The organism is Campylobacter corcagiensis (genome assembly GCF_013201645.1).
GTDB lineage: Bacteria > Campylobacterota > Campylobacteria > Campylobacterales > Campylobacteraceae > Campylobacter_B > Campylobacter_B corcagiensis.
This window is the reverse complement of the sequence record NZ_CP053842.1, coordinates 1,496,882-1,523,629: the sequence shown is the minus strand read 5'-3', so window position 1 is coordinate 1,523,629 and position 26,748 is coordinate 1,496,882. Positions and strand designations below refer to the sequence as shown.

Here is a 26,748-nt window from a genome sequence, read left to right as displayed (position 1 = left end):
TACTATATAAAGTTAATTTTGGATAAAATTCGCAAAATAAAATAAATTTAAGGATAGAAAATGGCAAAATACACAAAAGAAGAAGCTTTAAACTACCATATAGGTGGAAAGATAAGTGTTGAGGTTAAGACTCCTTTTGAGAGCTCTAAGGATTTAACTTTGGCTTATAGTCCAGGTGTTGCTGAACCTTGCAAAGAGATAGATGGTAATGCAGATTTGGCTTACAAGTATACAAATAAGTCAAATTTAGTAGCAGTTATTAGTAATGGTACAGCAGTTTTAGGTCTTGGTGATATTGGTGCGCAAGCATCAAAACCAGTTATGGAAGGAAAAGCGGTTTTATTTAAGAAATTTGCAGGCGTTGATGCTTTTGATATTGAGATAGATGAGAAAGATCCAAATAAGATAATTGAAATTTGTAAAGCTATATCTCCAACTTTTGGTGGCATAAATCTAGAAGATATAAAAGCTCCAGAGTGCTTTGAGATAGAAAAAAGATTAAAAGCAGAAACTAATATTCCAGTTATGCACGATGACCAGCACGGAACTGCTATCATAACAACAGCTGGACTTATCAATGCTTTAGAAATAAGTGGTAAAAAAGCTAGTGATTTAAAAGTTGTAGTTAGTGGAAGTGGTGCAGCAGGAATAGCATGCGCTAAGATGTATCAGCAAATCGGAGTTAAAAATATTATAATGCTTGATTCAAAAGGTGTTATTCATAGTGGTAGGGAGAATTTAAGTCCTGAAAAAGCTTACTTTGCCATAGATACAGACGCTAGAACTTTAGAAGATGCTATAAAAGATGCGGATATGTTTTTAGGTTTAAGTAAAGGTGGAGTTTTAACAAAAGATATGGTAAAAAGCATGGCAAGTAATCCAATAATCTTTGCTTTAGCTAACCCAGTACCTGAAATTTATCCTGAAGATGTTCATAGTATTAGGGATGATGCTATGGTAGGAACAGGAAGAAGTGATTATCCAAATCAAGTTAATAATGTCTTAGGGTTTCCTTATATATTTAGAGGTGCTCTTGATGTTCAAGCTAAATTTATAACTGAAGAGATGAAAATGGCAGCTGCTAAAGCTTTAGCGGATTTGGCAAAAGAGCCAGTTCCAGCTGATGTTTGTGAAAAAATGGGTGTAGATAAGATTAGCTTTGGTAAAGACTATATTATTCCAAATCCATTTGATAAAAGAGTACTTTTTGCAGTAGCACCAGCAGTTGCAAAAGCAGCCTTTGATGCAGGGGTTACAAGGGTTAAAGAATTTGATGAAAATTCTTATAGAGATAGCCTTAAAAACATAAAATTATGAGAGCGTTATTTACAGACTTCTATCAACTTAGTATGATGCAAGGCTACTTTTTTAGTAAACCTAAAGAAGTAGCTGTTTTTGATATGTATTTTAGAAAAGCCCCAAGTGGCGGGGCTTATGCTATTTTATGTGGTATAAATGAAGTTATAGAGTATATACAAGAGCTTAAATTTAGCCCTGATGATATAGCTTATCTAAAAAAGAGTGGGTATTTTAAAGATGAGTTTTTAGAGTATCTTAAGAGCTTTAAATTTAGTGGTGAAATTTATGCGATAGATGAGGGAAGTATCGTTTTTGCTCATGAGCCACTAATCCGCGTAAGAGCTAATATCTTAGAAGCTCAGTTAATAGAAACTGCTATTTTAAATACCGTAAATTTTCAAACCCTAATCGCTACTAAAGCTTCAAGAGTATGTGAAAGTGCAAAAAATGCTAGCGTTATGGAATTTGGACTAAGAAGAGCACAAGGTAGAAGTGCAGGACTATATGGAGCAAAAGCAGCTTTTGTAGGTGGCTGTATAGGCACATCAAATGTCGAAGCAGCCGCTAAATTTAACTTACCAGCACTTGGAACGCACTCTCACTCATGGGTTCAAAGCTTTGATAGCGAGCTAGAAAGCTTTAGAGCATACGCAAAAATGTATCCTAACGCCACTCTTTTGTTAGTTGATACATATGATGTTTTAAATAGTGGTCTTCCAAATGCCATTACTGTTTTTAAAGAGTTGAGAGATAAAGGTCACGAGCCGCTTGGAATTCGCATAGACTCAGGAGATTTAGAATATTTAACCAAAGAAGCTAGAAAGATGCTTGATGATGCTGGTTTTAAAGATGCTAAAATAACAGCGTCAAATGACTTAGATGAGTATGCAATCGAACACCTTTATCAAAGTGGTGCTAAAATAGATAGTTACGGCGTTGGTACAAAGCTTATAACTTCGCAAGATAGCCCGAGTTTAGGCGGGGTTTATAAGCTAAGTGGAGTTGAAAGAAATTCCAAAGTAGAGCCAAAAATAAAAATTTCAAACGATCCTAGAAAGATAAATAACCCAGGGCTTAAGCAGGTGTTTAGATTTTATGATAAAGATACTCACAAGGCTTTAGCCGATGTTATATGCTTAGATGGTGAGAGCTTTGAAAATTTAGAAAGCTTAGAGATTTTTCACCCTTTATACACATACAAAAGATATAAACTTCAAAATTTCTATACCAAAAAACTTCTAAAACCACTGTTTGAAAATGGCAAATTTGTAGGAGAAAAAAAGAGCGTAAAAGATATAGCTCAAACAACTAAATCTGAAAAACAGAGCATGTGGAGTGAGTATCTAAGAAATGTTAAACCACCAACATACAAAGTGGATTTATCTCAAAAACTTTGGGATATAAGAGAGAATTTACTAACAAAACATAGGAGTTAGGATGAAAAATATTTTTAAAATTTCACATCCATTAATAGAGCATAAAATCTCTATTTTAAGAGATAAAAACACTGATCCATTTCAGTTTAGAATGCTAATAGATGAGATAACATATCTCTTGCTTTTTGAAGCTAGCAGAGATTTAGAGCTTAAAAGCGCTAAAATCGATACTCCAGTTGCCACAGCTGATGGCAAAAAATTATCAACAAAAATTATGATTTGTCCGATTTTAAGGGCCGCTCTTGGTATGCTTGATGCTGTATTTAAACTTATTCCTGCAGCAAGTGTAGGGTTTTTAGGATTTCAAAGAAATGAAGAAACTCTTGATGCTGAATTTTTCTACGCTAAACTTCCAAGTGACTATAAACAAAGAACCGCCTACATTATAGATCCGATGTTTGCAACAGGTGGAACAGCAATTGATGCTGTTAAATTTCTAAGAGAAAAAGGTGTAAAAGATATAAAATTTATCTCTATAATCGCAGCTCCAGACGGCCTAGAAAGATTTAATAAAATTTATCCAGATGTTGAGGTTTATGTAGCAGCCATAGATAAAGGACTAAATGAAAAAGGATATATCGTTCCAGGATTAGGTGATGCGGGTGATAGGGTCTTTAACACAAATAGCTAAATTTAGCCTGTTTGGTTTTATTCTTGGAATTTTAATATCTTGTGCTAGTAAGAGCTTAAGTTCTAAAGATAGTAATGAAGCTATATATTTTGTAGGACTTAACGGAGTAAGCTTTAGCTTAAAAAGCGATGATAACTTTAAAACCGCTACTATGAAAGATAGCAGCGGTATGAGTTATGCTCTTTTAGGAGTTAATAAAGATTGTATGCAAGGTGATGGTGCAAAAGTTTGCTTTGATAGCAAATATGCTAGAGTTGATTTTGGCGATGGACGAGCCTTTAAAGTCGTTCCTATTCCAAAGGTTAAGCTGTGATATTTGGTAAGATTGATTATCTAAATTTACTCCCTTTTCATGTTTTTTTAAAAAAATACCCACTTCCAAGTGCTGTTAAAAAAAGTATTGATTATAAAAAAGATGTTCCAAGTGTACTTTGTAAAAAACTCGCAAAAAGAAGCGTGGACGCTGCTGTAATATCTAGCATTGAAAGTAGGCGTAAGAAATACACTAAATTAAATATGGGCATTGTTGCCAAAAAAGAGGTCATCAGCGTTTTAGTTCGCAAAAATAGCCCTAAAAAACTAGACCCCGCTTCTATGGCGTCAAATATGCTAAGTAAGGTTTTGGGTTTAAATGGTGAGGTTATCATAGGAGATAACGCTCTTAGGGCATATCTTAAAGAAGGCGGCGAAGAGAGCTTTTATGATATGGGTAGAATTTGGCATGAAAAGACAAATTTGCCATTTGTTTTTGCGGTTTTTTGCTTAACTGACTCTAAGAGTTCATATGAGCGTTTAACTAAGAGTTTTTTAAAGAAAAAGATAAAAATCCCACAATATATTTTGGAGCGTTACGCAAAAAGTAGGGGCATAAAAAAGAGTGAAATTTTATGGTATTTAAACTACATAAGTTATCAAATTCAAGCAAAAGAGAAAAAAGCACTCAAGCTTTATCTTAAAAAATCACGAGCATTAAATTTCAACCCAAACTAAACACATAAGCCAACTCGTATCCTTAAAAATGTTATTAAATTTTTATAAATTTTCATAAGAGTGTTGCGTATGGTAACAAAATTATAAATTTAAGCTAAATTAAATTTATATGATTTTTTTAGTAAAAATAACCACATAAAGGCAGATCAAAAAAATTCTTAAAAATTTCACCTACTAAATTTATATCTTAAATTCCATTACAAATTTGTTATAATTTTTTAAATTTATTGTTTAGGAGAGTAAGATGAGTTCGCAAAGTTACATCAACGAAGTATTAGAGCATATAAAAAGAGTTTCGCCAAGACAGCCGATATTTTTTCAAGCAGCAAGGGAAGTTTTGACAAATTTAACTCCGCTTTTAGACAAAGAGCCAAAGTACCAAAAACACAGCGTCTTAGAGCGAATCGTAATGCCTGAAAAAACTACCATTTTTAGAACTGTTTATATTGATGATAACAGCAAGGCTCAGGTTCATTTTGGCTATAGAGTTCAGTTTAACTCAAGTCTTGGACCTTATAAAGGCGGACTTAGATTTCACCCAACAGTAAATTTAGATGTGCTTAAATTTTTAGGTTTTGAGCAAATTTTCAAAAACTCACTAACTGGACTAAATTTAGGTGGTGGCAAAGGTGGTGCGAATTTTGATCCTAAAGGCAAAAGTGATGGTGAGATTATGCGTTTTTGTCAGGCTTTTATGAATGATTTGTATAAGCTTATAGAAGATGTTAAGGACGTTCCAGCAGGCGATATCGGCGTTGGAGCTAGAGAGATAGGCTATATGTATGGTCAGTATAAAAAACTAACAGGGCGTTTTGATGGAGCTATGACTGGAAAAGGACTTAGTTGGGGTGGAAGTTTGGCAAGAACTGAAGCTACTGGATATGGTTCGGTTTACTTTGCTACTGAAGCACTTAAAAAGAAAGGCAAAAGCTTAGACGGCAAAAGATGCGTGATAAGTGGAGCTGGAAATGTGGCTATTTATACTGCCCAAAAACTTTATGAATTTGGTGCTACACCAGTTACAGTAAGTGACTCAAGAGGGTATGTTTATGATGAAGAAGGAGTTGACATTGCACTTCTAAAAGAGATAAAAGAGGTAAGAAGAGCTAGTCTTAGTGAGTATGCTAAAGAGAAAAAAAGTGCTAAATTTGTAAGTGTAAATGACTACAAAAGTGGCAGAAATGAAGTATATGATGTCCCTTGCCAAGCAGCTTTTCCAAGTGCGACTCAAAATGAGCTAAATTTAGATGATGTAAAAACACTATACGCTAATGGCTGTAGGCTTGTTTGCGAAGGTGCAAATATGCCATCAACTCATGAAGCTATGGAGTTTATGCTATCTCATGATGACTTTATCTACTGTCCAGGTAAAGCAGCAAATGCAGGAGGCGTTGCAACAAGTGGTTTGGAGATGGAGCAAAATGCAAGTATGACAAGCTGGAGTTTTGATAGAGTTGATGGTGAGCTTAAAAATATTATGAAAAATATCTTTGATATAGCATATCAAACATCTGTTGAATATGGAAAACCTGGAAATTTAGTCCTTGGGGCAAATATAGCAGGCTTTAAAAAAGTAGCTGATGCTATGATAGATCAAGGCTATATATAGCCAAATTTGGTGGCAAATTTTAAAATTTGTTTGCCACTTTTATGTAAAATACCATAATAAATTTAAAAGGATTTATAGTGAGAATTTTAGCTATTTTAGCTTTTGCGTTTAGTTTGGGCTTTACAAATTCTGATGAAAATTTAAGCATAAAAGATAAGAATTCATCATCTAAAGATGGTTTGGTAAAAAGAGATTTTTTTAGCAATAAAGATGCAAAAGATATAAAAAAAGTTAAAATTCCTACGCATTAATTTTTAGTTTTGAACAAATGTTTAGAAGTTGAAAGGGTGAAATTTCACCCTTTTTTAGTCAAGTTTTAGTTTTGATTTTTCGATGATATAAGGTACGCTATTAATACCAGCGTTTGAGTATTTGTTTGTGATATCAATCATGGCTTTTGAATCGGCTTCACTGGCAGGATCGACTTTTGTCTCTGTTTTGTAGTATTTTTGAACTATTTCAACTCTTTTTTTAAGATCTTTTTCTTTGCCTGCTTCTTCGTACATTTTAGCATTTCTTGCTACTGAGTCAGGACCACCGATAAAGCTTAGTGATATAAGCTCAACATTTGAATCTTTCAAAATACTATCAAGATTTGCTACTGTGTTTTGACAGTGTGGACATCTTGGATCGCTAAAGATTAGCGTTGTTGGTTTTTTATCATCATCGCCTAGTTTGATGATATTTTTAGAATCTTCTTTTTTATAAACTTGAGCTATATTTTTGTTTGTTTGCGCTCTTAGATAATCATCCTTATAGCTTACGCCTGTTTTTGCGTTAAAAAGATCTTGAATCATAAAGTCATCTTTTGTAAAAACAACATCTGTTTGGCTCATCTTTCCATCAGTTACTTTTATCACAACCATATCAACGCCAGGAAATTCTTTAACTTCAGATCTATCTTCTATCTCGATTGTTAGACCGTGTGGAAGATTTGAATATAAGCCTTTAATCTCATCGTTTGTCAATGCAAAAAGCGAACTTGCCGCTACAATTGAAGCTAGAAATATTTTTTTCATATTTTACCTTTGTATTTAAAATTTAAAAAATTATATATGTGTAGTGTTAATATCTCGTAAAGAGAATTTAAAGTAAGGGCATAAATTTGCCCTTAAATTTACTTCAAATCATCTTTATTAACAGCCCTTGGTACGCTATTAACACCTGCTTTTATATATCTGCTTGTAAGTTCAGCCATCTCTTTTTTACTATCCTCGCTTGGTTTTGTAGCGTTTACTTCGCCATTATAGTATTTTTTTAGAATTTCTAAGTTTTTGCTGCTGTCTTTTGTAGCTTTTATCTCTTCGTACATATCAGCATTTAGTGCTATTGAGGCTTCTCCACCAACTGAACTAAGTGAGATAACTTCAACATTAAATTTTTCTAAAAGTCTATCAAGGGTTGCTATTGTATCTTTTGAGTGAGCTGACATAGGATCTGTAAATAGCACAGTTGTGGCATTTTTATCGCCATTTCCTACTTTGATGATGTATTTTTCATCTTTATAAATTTTAGCTATTTTCTCATTGCTCTGTTTTAAAAGATACTCTCCAAGAAAGCTTTTGCCTGTTTTTGGGTCTATTAAATCACGCACAAGGTAATCGCCACTCATTAAAACTATATCACCACTGTCTACATTTCCCTCTTTTGTTTTAATCATCGCACTTTGTATGCCTTTAACGCCGTCAATTTCTTTTTTATCCGAAAAAACTATATTGTTAAATGACTCTAAAGCTAATCTTTGTTGTTCTTTATAGTTAAACTCAGCAGCGTAGCTTTTACCTGTTTTGGCATCTAAAACATCTGGAATTATATAACCATCTTTTATGAATATCACGCTTCTTTGAGAATTTCCATGGCTGCTTATTTCGATCACAACTCTATCAACGCCTGCTATCTCTTTTAGTGCTTCACGCTCGATTATCTCAACACCAGTTCCTGGCATCAAACTAGAAGTGTAAACTTCTTTAAGTTCATCATTAGTTAATCCAAAAAGCGAACAGGTCGCAACTAAAGATAGTAGTGCAAATTTTTTCATTTTTATCCTTTTTTAAAAAATTATTTTATTTTATATTTTAATTGTAAATTTCAAGTAACTTTAAGCAAATACACGATTATCACCGTTTTTAGCTATGTCATCAAATTTATCTAGATACTCAAGATAAGCTATGGCAAATTTACGGCTAAAATTTAGTTCATCTTTGACATTTTTAACATTTGCAAAGCCATCTTTTTTGATGATTTCTCTAATTTTTCTCATTGCTAAATTTAGGTTTTCAGTTGTAACAAAAAGATTGTGAGCTAGGCGGACTATTTTTTTAGAATTAGTTAAAGCTTTAAAGGCATTATCGCCACTTTGCCTATCTATATCAAGGCTATCGTAGATATTATAAGGTGCATCAGGAGTTAGTCCAGCATTTGATAATATATCTAAAATCTTACTGTTTAAACTACGCTCTATCTCATCAAAACTAACGCCTTTTTTTACAAAAAGTGACCCGTTTTTATCAACGACTCCTTTGTTATAAAGCTCATCTAAAACAAATTGCGAAAAGTCCTCGCTAGCCCAGTTTACTCTAAGACTAATGCTATTTGCTGAAAATATAGCTAGAGGGTTTTTAGATATTATAAATTTAACTATATCTTTTAGATCATTTATCGCTTCATTTTGGTATATACAAAGCCCTTTTTTATCGACAAAAACACCATTTATCTTTTCAGCGATATTTAAGGCATCTTCATGACTTAAGTTAAATCTTTGAAAAGATGATATAAGCCCAAAGCCATGCTTGTGAGAAGCGGTTAAAATTTCAAAAGCGTCTTTGAAATTTTCATTCATCAAGGCTAAAAGAAGCTTTGTTTTGTTATTTTTCTTAAGGGGTTCTAAAACGGGATTTAAAATCCTGCCGCCGCCTATTACGCGAGAATTTGATAAAACTACAAAAGGTTCGTTAAATTTTAAAAACATAGTTTCGTTAAATTTAAATGTTATAAAACTTGAGTTATCTTTAGAACTTAGTATCAAGGCTTTAGCCGCACTTTGCTTACTTCCTACGCAAAAAACAATCTCTTCTTTATGTGAAATTTCACCATGAAACAAGCAATCTGCTTCTTTAAACCCTCTAAAAAAACCTTTTTTGCTTAAAATAAAACCTTTTTTGATACTGTTAACTGATAAATTTGATAAATTTAGTGCTACACGATTTGGAGACTCTACAAATTCTCTTTGATCGTCATGAACTTCTATGCTTTTTACAGTTGTTTGCTTATCGACATCAAGAAGATGAAGCTTTTCATTTTTTCTAATAACGCCTTCAATAAGACTTCCAGTAACTACCGTTCCAGCACCTTTTACACTAAAAACTCTATCTATGTAGTATCTAGTTAGTGGGCTAATATCTCTTGGCTTTGGAGTTATGGTAAAAAGATAGTTTCTAAGTTCATTAATGCTAAGTTCATCTTTAATGCTAACTCTAAAAGTCTCTAAGATGCTTAAATTTTTGTACTTTGAAATTTCATCATTTACTTCAGCTTCGACCGCATCTTGCCTATCTTTTGTTGTTAAATCACACTTTGTTATACATAAAATAATGCTTTTTACATTTAAAAGTGATAAAATTTCTATATGCTCTTTAGTTTGTGGCATAAGTGAGTCATCGCTTGCTACAACAAGCAAACAAGCATCAAAAGCATAAGCTCCACTTATCATGGTTTTGACTAAATTCTCATGTCCTGGCACGTCTATAAAAGCGATATTTTGATCACCTTTTTTTAAATTTGAAAAGCTTAAATCTATCGTAATGCCACGCTCTTTTTCACTCTCCATCCTATCGCCATCAACACCATTTAGTGCCTTTATAAGTGCGGTTTTTCCGTGATCTATATGACCTGAAGTTCCTATGATGATGCTACTAGTTTTACTCATTATAAATTCTTTCACAAATTTCTTTTAGACTATCCAAGTCTTTATCTAAAACGCTTCTAAAATCAAGCAAAAAGCTACCATTTTCTATTCTTCCTATAACTCCATTTTGCCTAAATTTAAGCTCAAACCACTCACTATCGCCTTTAAAAGCTAAAGCTATACTAGGATACTCTTTATTTGGCAGGGTTCCACCGCCAACGACAGTTTTTGTTTGGATGACTTTTGTATCAAATTTGACTTTTTCTTGAAGGGCGTTTGCTAAGCCTAAAAGAGCGTCTGTGTCTTTGTAAATTTGACTTGTAGCAGTTATTAGATCAAATTCTTTATTTATATATGCTTTTATTGTCTCATTTAGAATGCTTAAGGTTACTTTATCAACTCTAAGCATTCTAAAGAGTTGGTTTTTGCGAAGTTTATCAAGTAGAGATTTTTTTCCTACGATGATGCCACACTGAACACTTCCAAATAGCTTATCGCCGCTAAAGCTAACTAAGCTAATGCCTGTTTTTAGGACTTTGCTAAGTGGTGGTTCATCTTTTCCTAGAGCGTAAGGAAGAGGATTTATATAAGCACTTCCAAGATCGTAATAATCCAAAATTTGCTTTTCTTTAGCTAAATTTACAATACCATCTAAATTTACACTTTGGCTAAAACCTTGAATGCTAAAATTTGACTTATGAACCTTCATAAGCATTGAAGTTTGCTCATTTATAGCGTTTTCATAGTCGTTTAAATTTGTCTTGTTTGTAGTGCCAACTTCTTTTAAAATAGCCCCTGAACTACTCATAACTTCAGGTATTCTAAAGCTTCCACCTATCTCTACAAGCTCTCCACGACTAAGCACAACTTCTTTGTTTTTCGCAAATGTATTAAGGATCAAAAACACAGCACTTGCGTTATTATTTACAACTATAGCATCACGCCCAAAAAGCTCTTTAGCTAAAAGAGAGGTATACTCATATCTTTGTCCACGCTTGCCACTTTGTAAATCATACTCTAAATTTGAGTAGCTTTGTATAGTAGTGCTTGCTCGGCGTAAAATTTCAGGGTGGATTGGAGCTCTTCCTAAATTTGTGTGAAGTACTACTCCAGTTGCGTTTATGAGTGGTTTTAGTTCTAAATTTTGATAGTTTTTATAGCGTTTTAAAATTTCATTTACAACTATATCTTCTATGCTGTTTTCATCAAAAGAGTCTAAATTTTCAAGCATTTTAGCTCTTTGTTCTTCTATGACAACTTTTGTAAGCCTAAGAATAAGTGGATAAAAAAGCCCTTTAAACTCATCTTTATTAGCAACTTTATCTACCTTTGGAAGTCTCATCAAAGCTCCAAATTTATCAAAGCATTGGGGTTTAGTCTGTATTTTGAGTTTTGAATTTTTGTAATGATTCCTGAGTCTATAAGTTGCTTAAAGATTTTAATAATCGTAGGTTTGCTTATGTCGATATTATCCATTATGTCATTATAAGTATGGTTAAAAGTCATATCATTATCAAGTTTGCTCATAAAAAATTTGATAAGTTCTACAGCTTTTGTATCAGTAACAACCGCTATCATCTTGATAATAGCTTCATTTTTTTCTATCTCTTCGTTTTTAATGCTATTTAAAAGAACTTTATATAGTGATTTTAAAAGATCTTTTATATTCATAGGTTTTATAAGATAGTCGCTTGCCTTTAGTCTGATAGCTTCAAGTAAAAACTCAGATTTGTCATGAGCTGTCACAAATATTACAGGTGTGTTAAATCCATCAGCTCTTAATGTCTTTAAAAACTCAATTCCTGTAGTTTGATCAAGTAAAATATCGCTAACTATAACATCTACTTTTTTGTTTTTCATAATTTTATAAGCTTGCTCTGTGGTGCTACATGCAAAAACAGAGTTTACAAAATCCTCTAAAACAGCTGTGGTTTGCCTTAAAAGATTGATCTCATCTTCTAAATATAAAATGTTAAATTTGGTCAAAACATCTAAGTTATACTCTTTCATTTGTAGCCTTTACTCGAATTTTGATATTAGATCTCGCATTGGTATTTTAATGATAAATCTTGCACATACAAAATTCCTATTAAATTTGTTAAGTATAACATTTTTTATATTTAATTCACCTTTAATATGTTTCTCAATTATATTTTTGCTCATGTAAAGTCCTATGCCAGTTCCTATGCTTTTGTGTTTGGTTGTAAAATATGGATCAAAAATTTTATCTACTATATCATCGTCAATTCCGCCGCCACTATCAGTTATCTCAATAACAGTCATATTGTTTTCTTCATATGCTTTTATAATGATAAATTTATGTTTACTGTTTTCATTTATCGCATCTTTTGCATTGTTTATGATGTTGATTATGACTTGTATAAGTTCGTTTTTATATGAGTAAATAGCATAGTTACTATCTTGATTAAATTCAACTGAAATTCCTTTTTTGTTTAGAGATATTTTTGTGATTTTAAGAGCGCTAAGGATTGCACTATTTAGACTAAAAGTCTCTTTTGCTTTGTTTGGACTAAAGAAATTTTGAAAATCACTTAGTGTTTTTGACATAGAATTTGTTAAAAATAGACCTTCTTCTACCTGTTTTTTTATAAATTCATTGTTAAGTTTATTTTTTAAAGCTTTTGTTTCAAAGCTTTGTATTATCATAGATATTAAGCTAAGTGGCTGTCTCCACTGATGAGCTACATTTTCTAGCATCTCACTCATGCTTGCCATTCTGGCTTGAGAAAGTATAGTTTTATCCTTAACTCTTGAGAGTTCTATCTCTTTTTGTAGAGTTTGTTCTAAATTTTGGTTTAAAACTCTTAATTCTTCAGTTTTTTCTCTTACGCTCTCTTCTAGTTTTATGTTTAAAATTCTAACACTTCTTATAGTTAGAAAAAGTAGAATTGTTGAAACTATAAGCATACCTATTGTAACTACAACCATAAGTTTAAAATTTGTGTCATAGCGTGAATTTACAATTTTTATAAGATTTTTTATATTTTCAAGGTTGTGATTTGATAGAGTAGATATCTGAATTTGTAGGTATTTAAGGTATCCTTGAAGCTGTTTTTCATCTTCTAAATTATCTAGCTTTTTATCTATTGTGACTATTATTTGAGCAATTGAGCGTTCTAAATTTTTTTCATAAGTGATAAATTCTGGCTCTTTTTTGGGTAGTAAAAGCGAGAGTTTAAGTCTATTTATGAAGGATTGATTTTCATACTCTTTGTTTGTTTGAAGGTAGTTATTCCACTCTTTTTGAAGTTTGTCTATGTTTTGTTTTATTGAACTTAGCTGTTCCTCATCAGTTTTTAATATAGGGTAGTCTATATCTTTTAAGTACAGCTCTTTAAAGCTATCTAGCTTCATGTTTTGACTTATATTTTTATTGTAGATATAATCCATCGTACTTTTTAAATTTATAACATAAAAACCAAAAAGTACAAGTATAACTATGGTAGCAGAAAAAATCGCTCCTAAAAAAAGAAGACCGCCATCGTGTCTTGTTTTTAAACATTTGATCATAACATTCCTAATAAAGCCTTAAAATTTAGCTTTTTGCTATATTTACACAGTAGCGAGATTATAGCAAAATTAAAACTAAATTCATTCTAAATTAAGATAAATGTTATACAATTAGCAAAATTTTAAAACCAAGGAGCGTAATGAGGGAGTTTGTTTTTTTGGATGATTTTGATAGCAAGATCATCACTCCTGACGAGATAGAGTTTATAACAAAACCAAATGATGAGCAATATCTTGTTAGTAACTCAAATAGAGTAAGGTCTGAAATTTTTGCACCTGAGATAAATTTTTATGCCAAAATGAGCCAAGATGATACGCTTACAAAATCTAAAAATTTAAGCTTGTTATACGAAGTAAGAGCTAGGGTTTTTGATACCGCAAGAGATATTGATTATCAAAAAGAGATAGGCAATAATGTTTTGATAATAAGCGATAGTGATGAGAGTGATACTATAGAATTTATTAAACAGTATAACTTTAAAGTTGTAGCCTTAAGCCATGCTGAGGTTAAATTTCTATATGGTGAAATGGGCGATCTTTTTGTAACAATACTTCGCGAGAATGATGAATTTGAAGTTGAAGCTGATTTTGTTTTGGTAAGAGAGGCTAAGGAGTATATGCTAAGGCAAAGTGGCGTGGTTGAAATTTCAAGAATGACTGATGATGAAATTTTGGATTACCTTCAAAAAAGATCTCCACTTTATAAGTACAAAAGTGCCATAACTTACGATAGTACCATTTGTCAGTATCACGGTAGACGAAGTGAACATTGTGCAAAGTGTGTTGAAATTTGCCCAACTGTTGCCATACTTAAAGATGATGAGAAAAAAGAGCTAGTTTTTAACCATATCGATTGTCATGAGTGTGGTGGGTGCGTTGCTGTTTGTCCAAGTGGGGCGATGGATTATGCAAAATTTCCACGAGATGCTTTTTATGATGTTGCTAAGATGTATAAGGATAAAAAAATTGTAATAACTCCAAGAATTATGGATATTGATAGATGTGATGCTATACTTCCAAAGGGTTTTTTGCCGTTTGCTATTGAAGGTGAGAAATTTTTAAGTGAAACTCACTATTTAACGCTCTTGCAAGAAAGTGGTGCAAGTTTAATATACTATAGTGATGTCTTAAGTCCTGGAACAATGGAAGCTATAGAGCTAGTAAATGGCATTATAAAAGCTAAATTTGATAAAGTTGGAATTTATGTAGCAACTGATGAGATAGAACTAAGACAGGCTTTAAAAAACTCAGACTTTATAGATGGGCTTTACTATACTGCACAAGAAAATACTCTAGCTAAAAGAGAGATTTTTGCAAAAAGAGTAAAACATATAGTTGGTGATGATGATTTAGGCGTAGTAAAAAGTGGCGAGTGGGTAAGATATGGTCAAGTTTATATCAACCAAGATAGCTGTACGCTTTGTTTAAGCTGTGTTGGAGCCTGTAATGTTGGAGCTTTAGTAGCTGATGAAATAACAAATTCTATCAAATTTAACCCATCAATTTGTACAACCTGTGGATATTGTGAAATGAGTTGTGCTGAAAAAGATACCATTAAGTTAGAACGAAGCGGGTATGAATTAAGACCTAGTTATTTTGAGTTTAAAGAACTAGCAAGGGATTCGCTTTTTGCCTGTATTGAGTGTGGTAAAGAATTTGCTACAAGTAAATCAGTTATGAAAATAGCTCAGATGTTGGCTCCTTTGTGGAGCAATGATCCTATTAAGGCTAAGACTTTATACTGTTGTGGAGATTGTAAGGCTAAGATAATGATTAAAGAACAAATCAAAGATGATTTGGCTTTAAGAAAAAGTATAGAAGATGAGGTTAAAAATGCTAGATAAAAATATTACAATAGCTAGAAGTATGTACTATGAATTCTTTGCTTTACCGCTTTTTTTTAACGAAAAGGAGATTAAATTTAACAGATGGAAAGAGCAGCTTAGTTATCTTAAAACTTCACCGATTGAACCGTCAAATTTAAAAGATTTTGAAATTCTAGAAGGCTTTAGTTTTGAGGATTTTAAATTTGAACAAAATGAGTATTTGTTTAGTTACTCTTTTGGAAATGTTCCACTAACGGCATCTTTTTACAATGAAGGAAGAGACGATGGAGCGATGAGAGTGGCTGTTTTAAACACTATGAGAAAGAGCAAATTTAGAAGAGATCAAGAAATTTGTAAAGATAGTGAAGACTATATTGGCTTTGTGTTTTATCTGATGAGTGCATTACTAAGAGATGAGATCGGACAAAATAACTTTTTAAGCACAGAGCTTTTTGTAAATGTTATAAATGATTTTGCAGATGAGTTTTGTGAATTTTTAAGTGCTGGAGAAAAAGCAGTGTTTTTTAAAGCTTTGTCAAATTTAATGAGAAGCTTTTTTGGTTTTGAAAGAGCTGCTCTTGGAGTAGATGCCCCTATAAAAGATAAAAGTTTAGCAAAAGAAAGCATTGCTAATGCTCCTTTGGCAAACGAAGCAGGTAGAAGATTTAACGCAAACGATTTTGATTTTTTTGAGTGATAAATTTGTGGTAAATTTGCTACAAGTTTTATTATAAGTATTACTAAGTTTAGATTAATATTAATCTAAACTTAAACAAAACAACTAATTTTTTAAAATATTTTCCTTTAACATTTAATATGCTAGAATTGCATAATTAATCAAAAGTCGCATTTCCATAAATTTTTTTAAATAAAAATATGCAAATTTGGCAGATTGGTTAAAATACTTCATAGGGGGAGAAAATGAACGACAAGCGAAGAAGTTTTCTTAAAAAAGCCCTAGTAGGTTCAGCAGCAGGTGTTGCAACAACCATACTTGCTAGTGATCTTGAAAAACAACAAACTAAAAATGGTGTGATTCAAGGCAAGGCACACAAGAAAGAGATCATATATCATACAAGTGATACATGGAAACAGTATTATAAACAGTCATATTAATATATAAGGTTATTTTAGAAAGGATTAAGATGAGTCAGTCAAACATTGGAAGACGCTCTTTTCTTAAGCTTGCTGCTTTGGGTGCAGGTGCAACTACTGCTTTTGGTAGTAATGACACACTTCGCTTTGCAACAGAAGCTGAGTTAAAAGATCCATTTCCAGGTAGTGTTATGAAAAGAACGATTTGTTCTATATGCTCGGCAGGTTGTGGAATTTTAGCAGAAGTTGATGAGAGCTCAAATACATGGATAAGACAAGATTGGGCAGCAGATGCTCCGATGAATCAAGGAAGTCACTGCTGTAAAGGTATCGATCAAATCGATCTTACTAAATCAAAGATGAGACTTAAATACCCGCTTAAAAAAGTAAATGGAAAGTGGGAGAGAATTAGCTGGGAGACAGCAGTTGAAGAGATCGGTAACAAAATGCTTGAAGTTAGAGCTGAAGATGGACCAGACTCAGTGGAGTTTTTAGGTTCAGCAAAATTTTCTAACCAACAAGCTTATTATTTTAGAAAATTTGCAGCTTTTTGGGGTACTAATAATATAGACCACGTTGCAAGAATTTGACATAGCGCAACAGTCGCCGGTGTGGCGAATACTTGGGGTTATGGTGCTATGACAAATAGTAACAATGATATGGCTACAAACTCAAAAATGATTCTTTTTATAGGATCAAACGCAGCGGTTGCAAACCCAGTTGGTGGTATGAAACACGCTTTAAAAGCTAGAGATAGAAATGGTGCTAAGATAGTCGTTGTTGATCCGATTTTCACAAAAACAGCAGCAAAAGCCGATATGTATATAAGAATTAGACCAGGAACAGATATTGCATTTGTTTACGGAATGCTTCATCTAATCTTTAAAAATGGCTGGGAAGATAAAGAGATGCTTAGAACAAGGGCATATGGTTGGGAACAAATAAGAGACGAAGCTGAGAAATGGAACCCAGAAGAGGTCGCAAATGTAACAGGCTGTAAAGTAGAAGAGCTTGAAACATTTACAAGAATGTTTGCTACTACAAAACCAGCTACACTTTTATGGGCACTTGGCATAACTCAACACTCAGTTGGTAGTGCAAATACAAGAATTTTAGCTATTTTACAGCTAGTGCTTGGAAATGTTGGTAAGCCAGGTGGAGGATGTAACATTCTAAGAGGTCATGATAATGTTCAAGGCTCAACCGATATGAACTGTTTAGCAGATAGTTTGCCAGCATATTATGGGCTAGGTGATGCTGCTTGGAAGCATTTTTGTAAAGGCTGGGGGCAAGATTATGATGAGTTTATAAAACGCTTTGCAGTTTCAGTAAAAGAGCCAAGAGATAAAAAAGGTGAGCCTGTTAAAAATACACTATTTAACGAATATTTTTATCACAATCCAACAGCTCCTGAAGATAGAAATTGGAGAAATGAAAAAGGTTACTCGCTAGCCAAATGGTGGCAAGGTGTTTTAGAAAGTGAAGACACATTTTCAAGTGGTAGATTAAGAGTTTTATGGGTTCAAGGAACAGGAATTGCATCTATGGCACATACTACAAAGATAGCAGACGCTCTTGATCAAATAGATCTTTTAGTTATAGCTGAGCCATTTTTAAATGAAGTTGCTATTATGACTGATAGACCAGATGGTATTTATGTACTTCCTTCATCAACTCAATTTGAAACTGAAGGATACTGCACAGCTACAAATCGCTCTGCTCAGTGGAGAGATCAGATTATAAAACCAATTTATGAAAGTAAAGAAGATCAAGAGATAATGTTTTTGTTCGCTAAGAAATTTGGTTTTTATGATGAGTATGTTAAAGGCATGATGATGGATGTTGTTGATGGCGAAGTTAAACAAGTTAAAAATGACTTTGTATGGCCTGATGATGCAACTGATGAGATTGCCAGAACTACTCAAAGTATCGGAAATAACGGAAGAACTGCTGCAAGACTAAGAAAACATCAACAAAACTGGGAGTATTTTGATAAAGAAACTTTATTAGGTAGCGGTCCAGTTGAGGGCGAGTATTATGGTTTACCATGGCCATGTTGGGATGAAAAACACCCTGGAAGTCCAAATCTTTATGATATAACAAAACCTTATGCAGAGGGCGGTATGGGCTTTAGAAATAGATTTGGTTTAGAGCATAATGGTGTTAGTCAGCTAGCTGATGAGAGTATTACTCTACCTGGATCAAAGGTAAAAGGTGGACATCCACAAATAACTAAAGAAAACATTGAAAGTGTTTTAGGTATAACCTTAACTGATGAAGAAAGAAGGGTTATGGGACCAAGTTGGAGCATGGACTATAGTGGGCTAATAGCTAAGAAATGTAGAGAAGCTGGTGTTGTTCCTTATGGTAACGCAAGAGCTAGAACTATAGTTTGGGAGTTTGATGATCAAATTCCAAAACATAGAGAGCCAATTCACTCGCCAAGATGGGATTTAGTTCAAAAGTATCCAGCTTTAGGCGATCAAGCTAGAAACTTTAGAGTTCCAACTAGGTTTATAAGTGAGCAGCAAGCAAAAGACTGGTCAAAAGAGTTTCCTACGATAATGAGTTCTATGAGACTTGTAAATTTAAGTGGTGCAGGAATGATAGAAAGAACAAGCAAGTACCTTGCAGCTATTACACCTGAGATGTTTGCTCATGTAAACCCTAAACTTGCCGCAAAATATGGCATTAAAGATAATGAGTTTATGTGGATTCACTCTCCTCAAGGCACAAAGATAAAGGTAAAATGCTACTATTCAGAATCAGTAACTCCTGATAGAATTTGTTTGCCTTATAACTTTGCAGGTGTTATGCAAGGTGTGGATTTAAGTCCAAGATATCCAGAGGGAACTAAGCCTTATATAATAGGTGAGAGTTCAAATACTATCACAAACTATGGATTTGACCCAGTAACTCAAATAGCTGAGTTTAATGCAGGTCTATGTAGGTTAGAAAAAGCGTAAGGAGTAGGTTATGGCAAGAATGAAATTTTATGTAGATACAAGTAGATGTATATCATGTTTTGGTTGTCAAGTAGCTTGCTCTTCAGCTCACGAAGTTCCAGTTGGTATAAATAGAAGAAAAGTTATTACACTAAACGAAGGCGTTGAGGGCAAAGAGATGTCAACTACAATTGCTTGTCAGCACTGCACTGATGCCCCTTGTGCACAGGTTTGTCCGGTTGATTGCTTCTATATTAGAGAAGATGGTGTAGTTTTACATGACAAAGACACTTGTATAGGCTGTGGATACTGCTTATATGCGTGTCCATTTGGGGCACCGCAGTTTCCTAGAACTGGTGCGTTTAATACAAAAGGCGCTATGGATAAGTGTACTATGTGTGCAGGTGGTCCTGAAGAGACATTTTCAAGCGATGAGCTTCATAAATATGGTCAAAACCGTATTGCAGAGGGCAAGGTTCCGATGTGTGCGGCGATTTGTGCGACAAATGCTCTTTTAGTAGGTGATGCAACCGAGGTATCAAATATGTATAGAAAAAGAGTTGTCTCTAAAGCAGAAGCTGGTCTTACAGACGCCCTTTCTATCTACTAATAAAAGGGGCTTTCGCCCCTTTTAAAAATTTACTAAATTTTGATATGATTCCTTAAATTTTTAAGGATATAAAATGAAAAATCTTATACTGATTCTTACTATTTTACTTAGTCTAACAGGGTGTTCTAGAAGTTTAAATTTAAATCAAGGTATTGTTAAAAGTAGCCAACCAGTTTTTATAGAAACTAAACCAACAGATAAAAAAACCTATGTTAAATTTACAAACACAAGCAGCGTTGATAGCAATCTTACAGCTTCTATTAAGCAGTATTTAGCTAAGAGCGGTTATGAGATAGTAGGCGATGAAAAGCTTGCAAATATTGTGATTAAGGGAAATTTAGACTACTTTAGAAGAAGGGAGTTTTACTCTTATGAGCCGTATTATTACTCTTTTTGGGGTAGAAGATATTATTATGATGATTTTTATAGAGATAGGGAGTATTTTTACGATGCTGGAGTTTCGCTTTTGCTAAGAGTTGAAGATGAAGAAGAAAAGACAAATTTAACATTTCAGCACTCTAGAACTCTTTACTCATTTGGTGCTATTACTGAAATTTTAAACTATCAAATTTATAAAAGAATTCTTGGGTATTTAGGTGAAGACTTAGATGAAAAACTTTAAAATTTGCTTGCTGCTTTTGGTAGTGGTTTTTATAAGTGGGTGTGTACAAAAAAATTCCATAAATTTCACTAACCAACTACTTCAAACAAAAGCTCTTATAAATTCTAAAATTTACGCTAAATTCAGAAATACAAGTGGAGTTGATAGCAATTTAACAGCTGTTTTTGTGGAGAATTTAAAGCGTGATGGATACAGCGTTGTAAGTAACGAGAGCATGGCAGATATAAGCATAAAGGGAAATTTAGAGTATTTTAGGCGAACTATCATAAAAGATAGAGACCCATTTTTAGAGTGTTGTATCGATACAATCTGGAATGATTGCTACGATAAAAGAACAAATAGCTATGTTTATGATGCACAAATTACTCTTCTTATAAACGACGAAGCTACAACTTTAAATTTCATAAGTCATAAAAATGTAAATTCGCTTTCAACTATGATGGAAATTTTCAACACCGAAATTTATGATAGCATTATTTCAATGCTTAAGAAGTAGCTTTGAACATATTAGGATTTACAATGATAGTAATTAAAAATGCAGACAAAATTTGGTAATAAACTAGTAAATTTTGCTAGAAAAGGTTCTTTTCGCAAAAATGATATAAATATTATAATGTTAATTTATTTTGCATTTACTTTAAATGTTTACATAATTCCAGCTGATATTTTAGAAAAATTTCCTTTTTTATGGCAGTTTTGTAAATTTATAGCTTCTTTTGTTCCACTTATTGAAAAACTTATCTTGTATCAAGCACCTGGAAATATAATTTTTTATTTTTCATATATGACAATATTTTTCTTATCTTTTTTTGTTATTTATATTTATAAGCTATTTTTTCATATTTTTGGCAATAGTGATTATTTTAATAGTTCAAATTGGAGAACAAAAAAGAACCCTAAAGAGAGTCCTATATTTTTTACGATAGGCTGGATTTGTGTTATAGCTTTTTTTATTTTTTATATATATCAAATTTATAATGGATTAATTTTAGATAGCAAGGTATCTCCATTAAGAGGAACTAGTAAATTAACTTTTATACAAGATATTTTACAAGGTGGAAAATTTTCTTCAGCTATGTTGCATATGCTTATGGCTGCTATTGTTTGGTTTGGTTTTCTTTTTCTTTTTTCTCTAATCCGTCTAAATTTCTGTGAAAAACTAAATATAAAAAGATTAAAGCTAAAACTATTTTTAATATTTTGCGTTTTTGTTTTTATTATTTGGGTTTTAAAATATTACTACGCTATATAAAAGGGCTTTAACCCTTTTATATGATTATTTACTAAATCCAACCACTTCTAAAAAGTAGTAAGTCCTGCTATAAATATAACTAAGATTATAACTGGAAGAACAAATTTTATATAGTTATACCAAATTTTAACAAAAGGTGATTTTATCTTTCCAGAATTGCTTATCTCGCTTATGGCGTCTTCTTTAAGCACCCAGCCTACATATATACAACAAAGAAGAGCGGTTAAAACGAAAAATATATTTGCACTTACTGCGTCAAAAAAGTCAAATATATTTCTTTTCATTATAAGAAAATCTCTAAGCGGTCCATAAGCTAAAACTGATGGCAAATTTCCAAATATAAAAATCACTATAAGCGTAAAAGTTGTCGCTTTACTAGTTGATATATGAAGTTTTTCTTCAAGAACTCGAATTATAACTTGATATATTGTTATAGAAGTTGTAAGGGCTGCAACCAAAAGCATCGTAAAGAAAAATATAGCCAAAATATTTCCAAAAGGTATATGAGAAAATGCAACTGGAAGAGTTATAAAAACAAGACTTGGTCCGCTTGCTGGTTCAAGCCCAGCAGTAAAAATAGCAGGAAATATCATAAATCCAGCTAAAACTGCTATTATGGTGTTTAAAATTCCAGTAATTGTTGCGGTTTCAAAGAGATTTTCATCTTTGCTAAGATAGCTTGATAGTGTTATCATAACGCCAAAGCCAAGAGATAGTGCAAAGAAAACTTGACCTAAAACATCTATAAAAAGCTTTGGAGTTAGCTTTGAAAAGTCAACACTTAAATAGAATCTAACGCCATCTTCAAAGCCACTAAGCATAATGTTTCCGCTAATGACTATCAAAAGACACAAAAACAGAAGTGGCATTAGAAGTTTTACAAATTTCTCAATCCCATCAATGATACCTTTTTTTAAAATATACCAATTTATAAAGACAAATACAAATGTGTAAATTCCTACCATTAAGGGGTTATTTACGATATTTTGATTATAAAAATTTTGAGTGTATACTTTGTTGGTTATTGCACTACTTAAGTCAAAATTTCCTGTAAAAATATTAGCTATATAAGTAAAAACCCAGCCACCTAAAACCATATAATAAGCCAAAATTCCAAAAGCCCCAATAAGCCCAAGATAACCAACTATCTTCCATGCTGGATTTATCTTAGTGCCATCTTTTTTTGCTACACTAAAAGCATCTACGCTATTTTTCATCGCTCGTCTACCGATGACATTTTCAACTAAAATCATAGGAATTCCAAATAGAATCATCGCTATACAAAAAAGCAACACATAAGCCCCGCCACCATTTTCACCTACAAGATAAGGAAAACGCCAAGTACAGCCAAATCCTATCGTAGCTCCTGCTACTGTTAAAATATAAGTAAGTTTGTTACTCCAAAGTTGTTTATCTTTCATAAAAAGCCTTAAAATTTAGTGTAGTTGATGATTATACAATTTTAGGGCTAAAAATTCTATTATTTGTATGAAATTTAGAGTTAGTTTTACCAAAAGTAACAAAAGCTAAATATCAATCTCGATTCCTACAGGGCAGTGATCGCTTCCTTCTATTTCGTTAAGTATAAAAGCATCTTTTAAATTTGGAAGTAAATTTTCACTTATAAAAAAATAATCTATTCGCCAGCCTGCGTTATTTTTGCGTGCGTTAAATCTATAACTCCACCACGAGTATTTTATGGTTTGTGGGTATAAATGCCTAAAAGTATCTATAAATCCAGCTTCTAAAAGCTCATCAATCCACGCCCTTTCAATATCTAAAAAGCCACTTCTATCTTTGTTTGATTTTGGATTTTTAAGGTCAATCTCAGCGTGAGCTGTATTTACATCTCCGCAAATTATCACGCTTTTACCGCTATTTTTTAACTCTTTAATATACTCCAAAAACTCAGCATAAAATCTCATCTTATAATTTAGTCGCTCATCATCTTTTTGTCCGTTTGGAAAATAGATATTAAAAAGTACAATATCTTTAAATCTATGCTCTAAAACCCTACCACACTCATCATCACTTGAAAAAAGGCATTTTGAAGTGGTTGTAGCAAAGTTGCTTAAGCTTAAAACGCCTGAGTATCCAGCCCTATCGCCTGAATTTATATTTATTTCTTTAAAATTTAGAGCGTAAATTTCAGCTGGAATTTGATGTTGGCTTGCTTTTATCTCTTGAAGTCCTAAAAAATCAGGCTTAGCATCTTTAACCCACTCAAAGGCATTTTTATTTACCGCTGCTCTTATTCCGTTTACATTCCACGATATTAGTTTCAAATTTTATCCTTAAATTTACTCTACTTTATTGCTTAGTATTACAGCAATTGGTTCTGTTCTAGGGTTTATCTTAAGTGCTATTTGGATACTCATAGTAAGCGGTACTGCTAAAAAAAGCCCACCAAGTCCTAGCACATAACCCCATAAAAGAAGGCTAAAAAGCACAGTTATGGTTGAAATTCCAAGCTCTTCACCAACAAGGCGTGGCTCTATTATTGTTCCAAAAACAGTATTTGCAACGACATAGATAGCTACAACCCAGATAGTATCTATCGTATCGCCTGTTAGAAGTGAGACAAAAACAGCTGGTACTGCTGATACGATTGAGCCAATTGTTGGAATGTAGTTTAATATAAAAGCTACTATGCCCCAAAGAACAGCATACGGTGTGCCAAGATACCAAAGCCCAATACCTATAAAAAGTCCAGTAGCAAATGATATGATGGTTTTAACAAGAAGATATTTTTTAAGATTGCTTATAAATGTATGAACATATATCCTAGCGGCTGGATTTTTCTTATCCATGTAAGCAACTTTATCTTTCATAACTGATGTCTCAAAAAGCATAAATGCAACAAGTAAAAGTATAAGTGCCCACATGCCCATAATGCTACTGGTTTTCTTGACTATTCCGCTAGTTGTGGCTATCACCCCACTTGTATCTATACCGTTAATAAGTGCAGGGTCAAAATTTACAAACTGGCTAAATTCTGTTTGGTTTATCTTATCATTCCACAATGCAATCATCTTTTCAAATCGTTTCAAAAATTCAGGAAGTTGAGCTAAGAAGTCAAGCATTGTACTAACAGCGACATTTCCAATAATGGCAAGTATCACAATAAAGCATATAGTAACAAGCACAAAAGATATCACTCTGGGAATTTTTACCTTTTCAAGCATATCAATTATAGGTGAAATAATGATAGCTATAAATGTAGCTAGCAAAAACGGCACTACAACGGCATTTGCTGCCTTAAGTCCTGCTAGAATGACAATAATACAAGCAAGAGATAAAAGAAACGAGTTTAAACGCAAACTATAAGCCTTTTGTTGAAATTTTCAGGTGATTATATCCAAATTTGCTTATTATTCTATAAATGTAACAAATTTAAAGCTAAATTTTAATTTTATAGTAGCGGTGCAAATAGCCTAAAAAATGAGTCTGTAAGCCTTTTAAATTTGCTTTGCTTAATAAAAAAATCAAGTTCTAGCTTTGTTGAGTATTTCATATCCTCAAAAAACTGCTTTTTAAGTTTTGAGTTTATCTCTTTATCGTAAAATATGGCATTTATTTCGTAGTTTATATTAAAACTTCTTGAGTCAAAGTTACAGGTGCCAATGCTTGAAACCTCATCGTCATAGAGTATGGTTTTAGCGTGTAAAAAGCCCTTTTGATACTGATAAACTTCGATATTAGCCAGCAAAAGCTCTTCAAAAAAAGTTTTTCCAACTCTATGAGTTATGATGTTATCACTTTTTCCAGCACTCATTATTCTAACCTTTACACCTGATAAAGCGGCGATTTTAAGCTGTTCAAGAAGGCTGTGATCTGGGATAAAATATGGAGTTTGTATGAAAATTTCACGCTTTGCATTTGTAATGCATTTGGTATAAAGATATTTTATACTTGCCCACTGAGAGTCTGGACCACTAGAACTTACCTGCATAGGATGAGAATTTATGCTGTTTGAACGATTTAATATAAATTTTTCAAATCTGTTAAAGTCAAATTTACCACCACTATTTAACCAGTCTGTTGCAAAAATAGCCATATAATAAAGTGCCATATCCCCAATAACGCGGATATTTGTATCTCTCCAGCTATCAAATTTATCTCCACCTGTTATGTACTCAAGCCCTAAATTCATACCACCAGTGTGAAGAATCTTACCATCTATTATGGTCATTTTGCGATGATTTCTATAGTCTAATTTTAGCATAAAAAGCTTTATATCTAAAAAATATAAAAACTCAACTCCAGCTTTTTCAAGCTCTTTTTTATAGACTCTATCTATGCTTAAAAACGACCCAAGCCCGTCAAAGATAAGCTTTATCTCAACCCCTTCTTTTGCTTTAGCTATTAAGATCTCTTTTACTCTAACGCCAAGCTCGTCAGATCTCCAGATATAATACTCCATATAAATGCTATCTTTTGCGTTTAAAAGATCGTTTTTTAAAGCTTTAAAGGCATTTTTGCCACTGTAATAAATTTCGTAGTTCTGATTTAAGTTAGGCTGAGTTTTTTCGGTGTTAAAGATTAAATTTATTATCTCTACTGTCTCATCTTCTAGCTTTAGATTTTTTAAAATTTCATCTAATTTATCTCTTTTTCCACGACCAAAGAAATCTGAGCTATTAAATTTGACTAAATTTGAGATCATTATGCTTCTTACTGAGTGGTGAGTGGTGTTTTTTATCTTATTTATAAGCGTAACTTCACGCCAATTAATTCCTAAAAATATATATAAAAGCATTCCAATTACAGGTATTAAAGTGATAGTTAAAAGCCATGACATTGTGGTTATGGGGTGTTTTTTAGATAGCAAAATACTAGTTACAAAAATAATCCAAATAGCAAGGTAGATGTTTTCTAAAGAAAATATAAGAAATATAACTTCTTGCACTCCAATCCTTCGTTTGTGATGAGCTTTATGATATATTTTGAGTTTAAATTTTTAGTAAAGTGGTAAATTTACAGTTTGTAGTAGCTTTA

The 26,748-nt window shown here is 32.7% G+C and carries 25 protein-coding genes; 15 read left to right on the top strand and 10 right to left on the bottom strand.

The window, feature by feature from the left end:
- Positions 1-60 precede the first annotated feature (60 nt).
- The 7 genes from CCORG_RS07780 (at position 61) to CCORG_RS07750 (ending at position 6,216) form a co-directional block, all read left to right on the top strand.
- Positions 61-1,317, top strand: a complete 1,257-nt coding sequence (locus tag CCORG_RS07780; protein ID WP_025801894.1) for a malic enzyme-like NAD(P)-binding protein — start codon at positions 61-63, stop codon at positions 1,315-1,317.
- The gene (locus tag CCORG_RS07775) at positions 1,314-2,735 is read left to right on the top strand and encodes a nicotinate phosphoribosyltransferase (RefSeq protein ID WP_025801892.1); all 1,422 of its coding nucleotides are present in this window, start codon (positions 1,314-1,316) and stop codon (positions 2,733-2,735) included. Before CCORG_RS07780 ends, CCORG_RS07775 begins: the two co-directional genes overlap by 4 nt.
- 1 nt (position 2,736) lies before the next feature.
- On the top strand, positions 2,737-3,366 hold the full coding sequence (upp, locus tag CCORG_RS07770) for a uracil phosphoribosyltransferase (protein ID WP_025801890.1): 630 nt from the start codon (positions 2,737-2,739) through the stop codon (positions 3,364-3,366).
- The gene (locus tag CCORG_RS07765; RefSeq protein WP_152534240.1) at positions 3,332-3,679 is read left to right on the top strand and encodes a hypothetical protein; all 348 of its coding nucleotides are present in this window, start codon (positions 3,332-3,334) and stop codon (positions 3,677-3,679) included. Before upp ends, CCORG_RS07765 begins: the two co-directional genes overlap by 35 nt.
- A complete protein-coding gene (locus CCORG_RS07760) occupies positions 3,676-4,356 on the top strand; it encodes an MqnA/MqnD/SBP family protein (RefSeq protein ID WP_025801886.1) in 681 nt (226 codons plus the stop codon). Before CCORG_RS07765 ends, CCORG_RS07760 begins: the two co-directional genes overlap by 4 nt.
- Before the next feature lie 244 nt (positions 4,357-4,600).
- A complete protein-coding gene (gdhA, locus tag CCORG_RS07755) occupies positions 4,601-5,965 on the top strand; it encodes an NADP-specific glutamate dehydrogenase (RefSeq protein ID WP_025801884.1) in 1,365 nt (454 codons plus the stop codon).
- Positions 5,966-6,042: 77 nt separating this feature from the next.
- Complete coding sequence (locus tag CCORG_RS07750; protein WP_161632375.1) at positions 6,043-6,216, top strand: hypothetical protein; 174 nt, start codon at positions 6,043-6,045, stop codon at positions 6,214-6,216.
- A 54-nt stretch (positions 6,217-6,270) separates the two neighbouring features.
- On the opposite strand, the gene CCORG_RS07745 is transcribed toward CCORG_RS07750, so the two are convergent.
- The 6 genes from CCORG_RS07745 to CCORG_RS07720 form a co-directional block, all read right to left on the bottom strand.
- Positions 6,271-6,984, bottom strand: coding sequence for a thioredoxin domain-containing protein (locus tag CCORG_RS07745; protein ID WP_025801882.1), 714 nt, complete (start codon positions 6,982-6,984; stop codon positions 6,271-6,273).
- Between the two features lie 98 nt (positions 6,985-7,082).
- Positions 7,083-8,003 (bottom strand): thioredoxin domain-containing protein, encoded by a 921-nt coding sequence (locus CCORG_RS07740; protein WP_025801881.1) that lies wholly within the window; start codon positions 8,001-8,003, stop codon positions 7,083-7,085.
- Between the two features lie 60 nt (positions 8,004-8,063).
- A complete protein-coding gene (selB, locus tag CCORG_RS07735; protein WP_034971346.1) occupies positions 8,064-9,890 on the bottom strand; it encodes a selenocysteine-specific translation elongation factor in 1,827 nt (608 codons plus the stop codon).
- Positions 9,883-11,211: an L-seryl-tRNA(Sec) selenium transferase gene (gene selA, locus CCORG_RS07730; RefSeq protein WP_034971326.1), complete on the bottom strand. Its 1,329-nt coding sequence runs from the start codon at positions 11,209-11,211 to the stop codon at positions 9,883-9,885. Before selA ends, selB begins: the two co-directional genes overlap by 8 nt.
- Entirely contained in the window at positions 11,211-11,879 is a 669-nt protein-coding gene (locus tag CCORG_RS07725; RefSeq protein WP_025801875.1) for a response regulator, read from the bottom strand. Before CCORG_RS07725 ends, selA begins: the two co-directional genes overlap by 1 nt.
- Positions 11,880-11,888: 9 nt before the next feature.
- Positions 11,889-13,400, bottom strand: coding sequence for a sensor histidine kinase (locus CCORG_RS07720; protein ID WP_025801872.1), 1,512 nt, complete (start codon positions 13,398-13,400; stop codon positions 11,889-11,891).
- 140 nt (positions 13,401-13,540) lie between these two features.
- Here CCORG_RS07720 and CCORG_RS07715 point away from each other — a divergent pair, with 140 nt between their 5' ends.
- From CCORG_RS07715 to CCORG_RS07680, 8 genes are all read left to right on the top strand, one after another.
- Positions 13,541-15,244: a 4Fe-4S dicluster domain-containing protein gene (locus CCORG_RS07715; RefSeq protein WP_025801870.1), complete on the top strand. Its 1,704-nt coding sequence runs from the start codon at positions 13,541-13,543 to the stop codon at positions 15,242-15,244.
- Positions 15,234-15,923 (top strand): molecular chaperone TorD family protein, encoded by a 690-nt coding sequence (locus CCORG_RS07710; RefSeq protein WP_025801868.1) that lies wholly within the window; start codon positions 15,234-15,236, stop codon positions 15,921-15,923. Before CCORG_RS07715 ends, CCORG_RS07710 begins: the two co-directional genes overlap by 11 nt.
- Positions 15,924-16,147: 224 nt before the next feature.
- A complete protein-coding gene (locus CCORG_RS07705) occupies positions 16,148-16,342 on the top strand; it encodes a twin-arginine translocation signal domain-containing protein (RefSeq protein WP_025801866.1) in 195 nt (64 codons plus the stop codon).
- A 29-nt stretch (positions 16,343-16,371) separates the two neighbouring features.
- On the top strand, positions 16,372-19,287 hold the full coding sequence (locus tag CCORG_RS07700) for a formate dehydrogenase subunit alpha (RefSeq protein WP_081755053.1): 2,916 nt from the start codon (positions 16,372-16,374) through the stop codon (positions 19,285-19,287).
- A gap of 10 nt (positions 19,288-19,297) precedes the next feature.
- Positions 19,298-19,876, top strand: a complete 579-nt coding sequence (fdh3B, locus tag CCORG_RS07695; protein ID WP_025801860.1) for a formate dehydrogenase FDH3 subunit beta — start codon at positions 19,298-19,300, stop codon at positions 19,874-19,876.
- Between the two features lie 73 nt (positions 19,877-19,949).
- Positions 19,950-20,498, top strand: a complete 549-nt coding sequence (gene traT / locus CCORG_RS07690; RefSeq protein ID WP_025801858.1) for a complement resistance protein TraT — start codon at positions 19,950-19,952, stop codon at positions 20,496-20,498.
- Positions 20,485-20,994 carry a hypothetical protein gene (locus CCORG_RS07685; protein ID WP_025801856.1) on the top strand — a complete coding sequence of 170 codons (510 nt, stop codon included), beginning with the start codon at positions 20,485-20,487 and terminating at the stop codon, positions 20,992-20,994. The genes traT and CCORG_RS07685 overlap by 14 nt, the downstream gene beginning before the upstream one ends.
- A 39-nt stretch (positions 20,995-21,033) precedes the next feature.
- Positions 21,034-21,750 carry a hypothetical protein gene (locus CCORG_RS07680; protein WP_025801855.1) on the top strand — a complete coding sequence of 239 codons (717 nt, stop codon included), beginning with the start codon at positions 21,034-21,036 and terminating at the stop codon, positions 21,748-21,750.
- A 47-nt stretch (positions 21,751-21,797) separates the two neighbouring features.
- Here CCORG_RS07680 and CCORG_RS07675 read toward each other — a convergent pair whose 3' ends face one another.
- The 4 genes from CCORG_RS07675 to cls all read right to left on the bottom strand — a co-directional run bounded on the left by CCORG_RS07675 (position 21,798) and on the right by cls (position 26,659).
- On the bottom strand, positions 21,798-23,171 hold the full coding sequence (locus CCORG_RS07675) for a sodium-dependent transporter (protein WP_025801853.1): 1,374 nt from the start codon (positions 23,169-23,171) through the stop codon (positions 21,798-21,800).
- 105 nt (positions 23,172-23,276) lie between these two features.
- Positions 23,277-24,035: an exodeoxyribonuclease III gene (locus CCORG_RS07670; RefSeq protein ID WP_025801850.1), complete on the bottom strand. Its 759-nt coding sequence runs from the start codon at positions 24,033-24,035 to the stop codon at positions 23,277-23,279.
- Positions 24,036-24,050: 15 nt separating this feature from the next.
- A complete protein-coding gene (locus tag CCORG_RS07665; RefSeq protein WP_025801848.1) occupies positions 24,051-25,070 on the bottom strand; it encodes an AI-2E family transporter in 1,020 nt (339 codons plus the stop codon).
- Between the two features lie 92 nt (positions 25,071-25,162).
- Positions 25,163-26,659, bottom strand: a complete 1,497-nt coding sequence (cls, locus tag CCORG_RS07660) for a cardiolipin synthase (protein WP_025801846.1) — start codon at positions 26,657-26,659, stop codon at positions 25,163-25,165.
- Positions 26,660-26,748: the final 89 nt, after the last annotated feature.

What these genes read in the sequence shown, in the direction of transcription:
- selB (WP_034971346.1), bottom strand. Translation starts at nt 9,890, where the DNA reads ATGAGTAAAACTAGTAGCATCATCATAGGAACTTCAGGTCATATAGAT.
- CCORG_RS07685 (WP_025801856.1), top strand. Translation starts at nt 20,485, where the DNA reads ATGAAAAACTTTAAAATTTGCTTGCTGCTTTTGGTAGTGGTTTTTATA.
- CCORG_RS07740 (WP_025801881.1), bottom strand. Translation starts at nt 8,003, where the DNA reads ATGAAAAAATTTGCACTACTATCTTTAGTTGCGACCTGTTCGCTTTTT.
- CCORG_RS07705 (WP_025801866.1), top strand. Translation starts at nt 16,148, where the DNA reads ATGAACGACAAGCGAAGAAGTTTTCTTAAAAAAGCCCTAGTAGGTTCA.
- gdhA (WP_025801884.1), top strand. Translation starts at nt 4,601, where the DNA reads ATGAGTTCGCAAAGTTACATCAACGAAGTATTAGAGCATATAAAAAGA.
- fdh3B (WP_025801860.1), top strand. Translation starts at nt 19,298, where the DNA reads ATGGCAAGAATGAAATTTTATGTAGATACAAGTAGATGTATATCATGT.
- CCORG_RS07720 (WP_025801872.1), bottom strand. Translation starts at nt 13,400, where the DNA reads ATGATCAAATGTTTAAAAACAAGACACGATGGCGGTCTTCTTTTTTTA.
- CCORG_RS07675 (WP_025801853.1), bottom strand. Translation starts at nt 23,171, where the DNA reads ATGAAAGATAAACAACTTTGGAGTAACAAACTTACTTATATTTTAACA.
- upp (WP_025801890.1), top strand. Translation starts at nt 2,737, where the DNA reads ATGAAAAATATTTTTAAAATTTCACATCCATTAATAGAGCATAAAATC.
- CCORG_RS07710 (WP_025801868.1), top strand. Translation starts at nt 15,234, where the DNA reads ATGCTAGATAAAAATATTACAATAGCTAGAAGTATGTACTATGAATTC.
- CCORG_RS07725 (WP_025801875.1), bottom strand. Translation starts at nt 11,879, where the DNA reads ATGAAAGAGTATAACTTAGATGTTTTGACCAAATTTAACATTTTATAT.
- CCORG_RS07680 (WP_025801855.1), top strand. Translation starts at nt 21,034, where the DNA reads ATGCAGACAAAATTTGGTAATAAACTAGTAAATTTTGCTAGAAAAGGT.
- CCORG_RS07745 (WP_025801882.1), bottom strand. Translation starts at nt 6,984, where the DNA reads ATGAAAAAAATATTTCTAGCTTCAATTGTAGCGGCAAGTTCGCTTTTT.
- CCORG_RS07775 (WP_025801892.1), top strand. Translation starts at nt 1,314, where the DNA reads ATGAGAGCGTTATTTACAGACTTCTATCAACTTAGTATGATGCAAGGC.
- CCORG_RS07715 (WP_025801870.1), top strand. Translation starts at nt 13,541, where the DNA reads ATGAGGGAGTTTGTTTTTTTGGATGATTTTGATAGCAAGATCATCACT.
- CCORG_RS07765 (WP_152534240.1), top strand. Translation starts at nt 3,332, where the DNA reads ATGCGGGTGATAGGGTCTTTAACACAAATAGCTAAATTTAGCCTGTTT.
- CCORG_RS07780 (WP_025801894.1), top strand. Translation starts at nt 61, where the DNA reads ATGGCAAAATACACAAAAGAAGAAGCTTTAAACTACCATATAGGTGGA.
- selA (WP_034971326.1), bottom strand. Translation starts at nt 11,211, where the DNA reads ATGAGACTTCCAAAGGTAGATAAAGTTGCTAATAAAGATGAGTTTAAA.
- traT (WP_025801858.1), top strand. Translation starts at nt 19,950, where the DNA reads ATGAAAAATCTTATACTGATTCTTACTATTTTACTTAGTCTAACAGGG.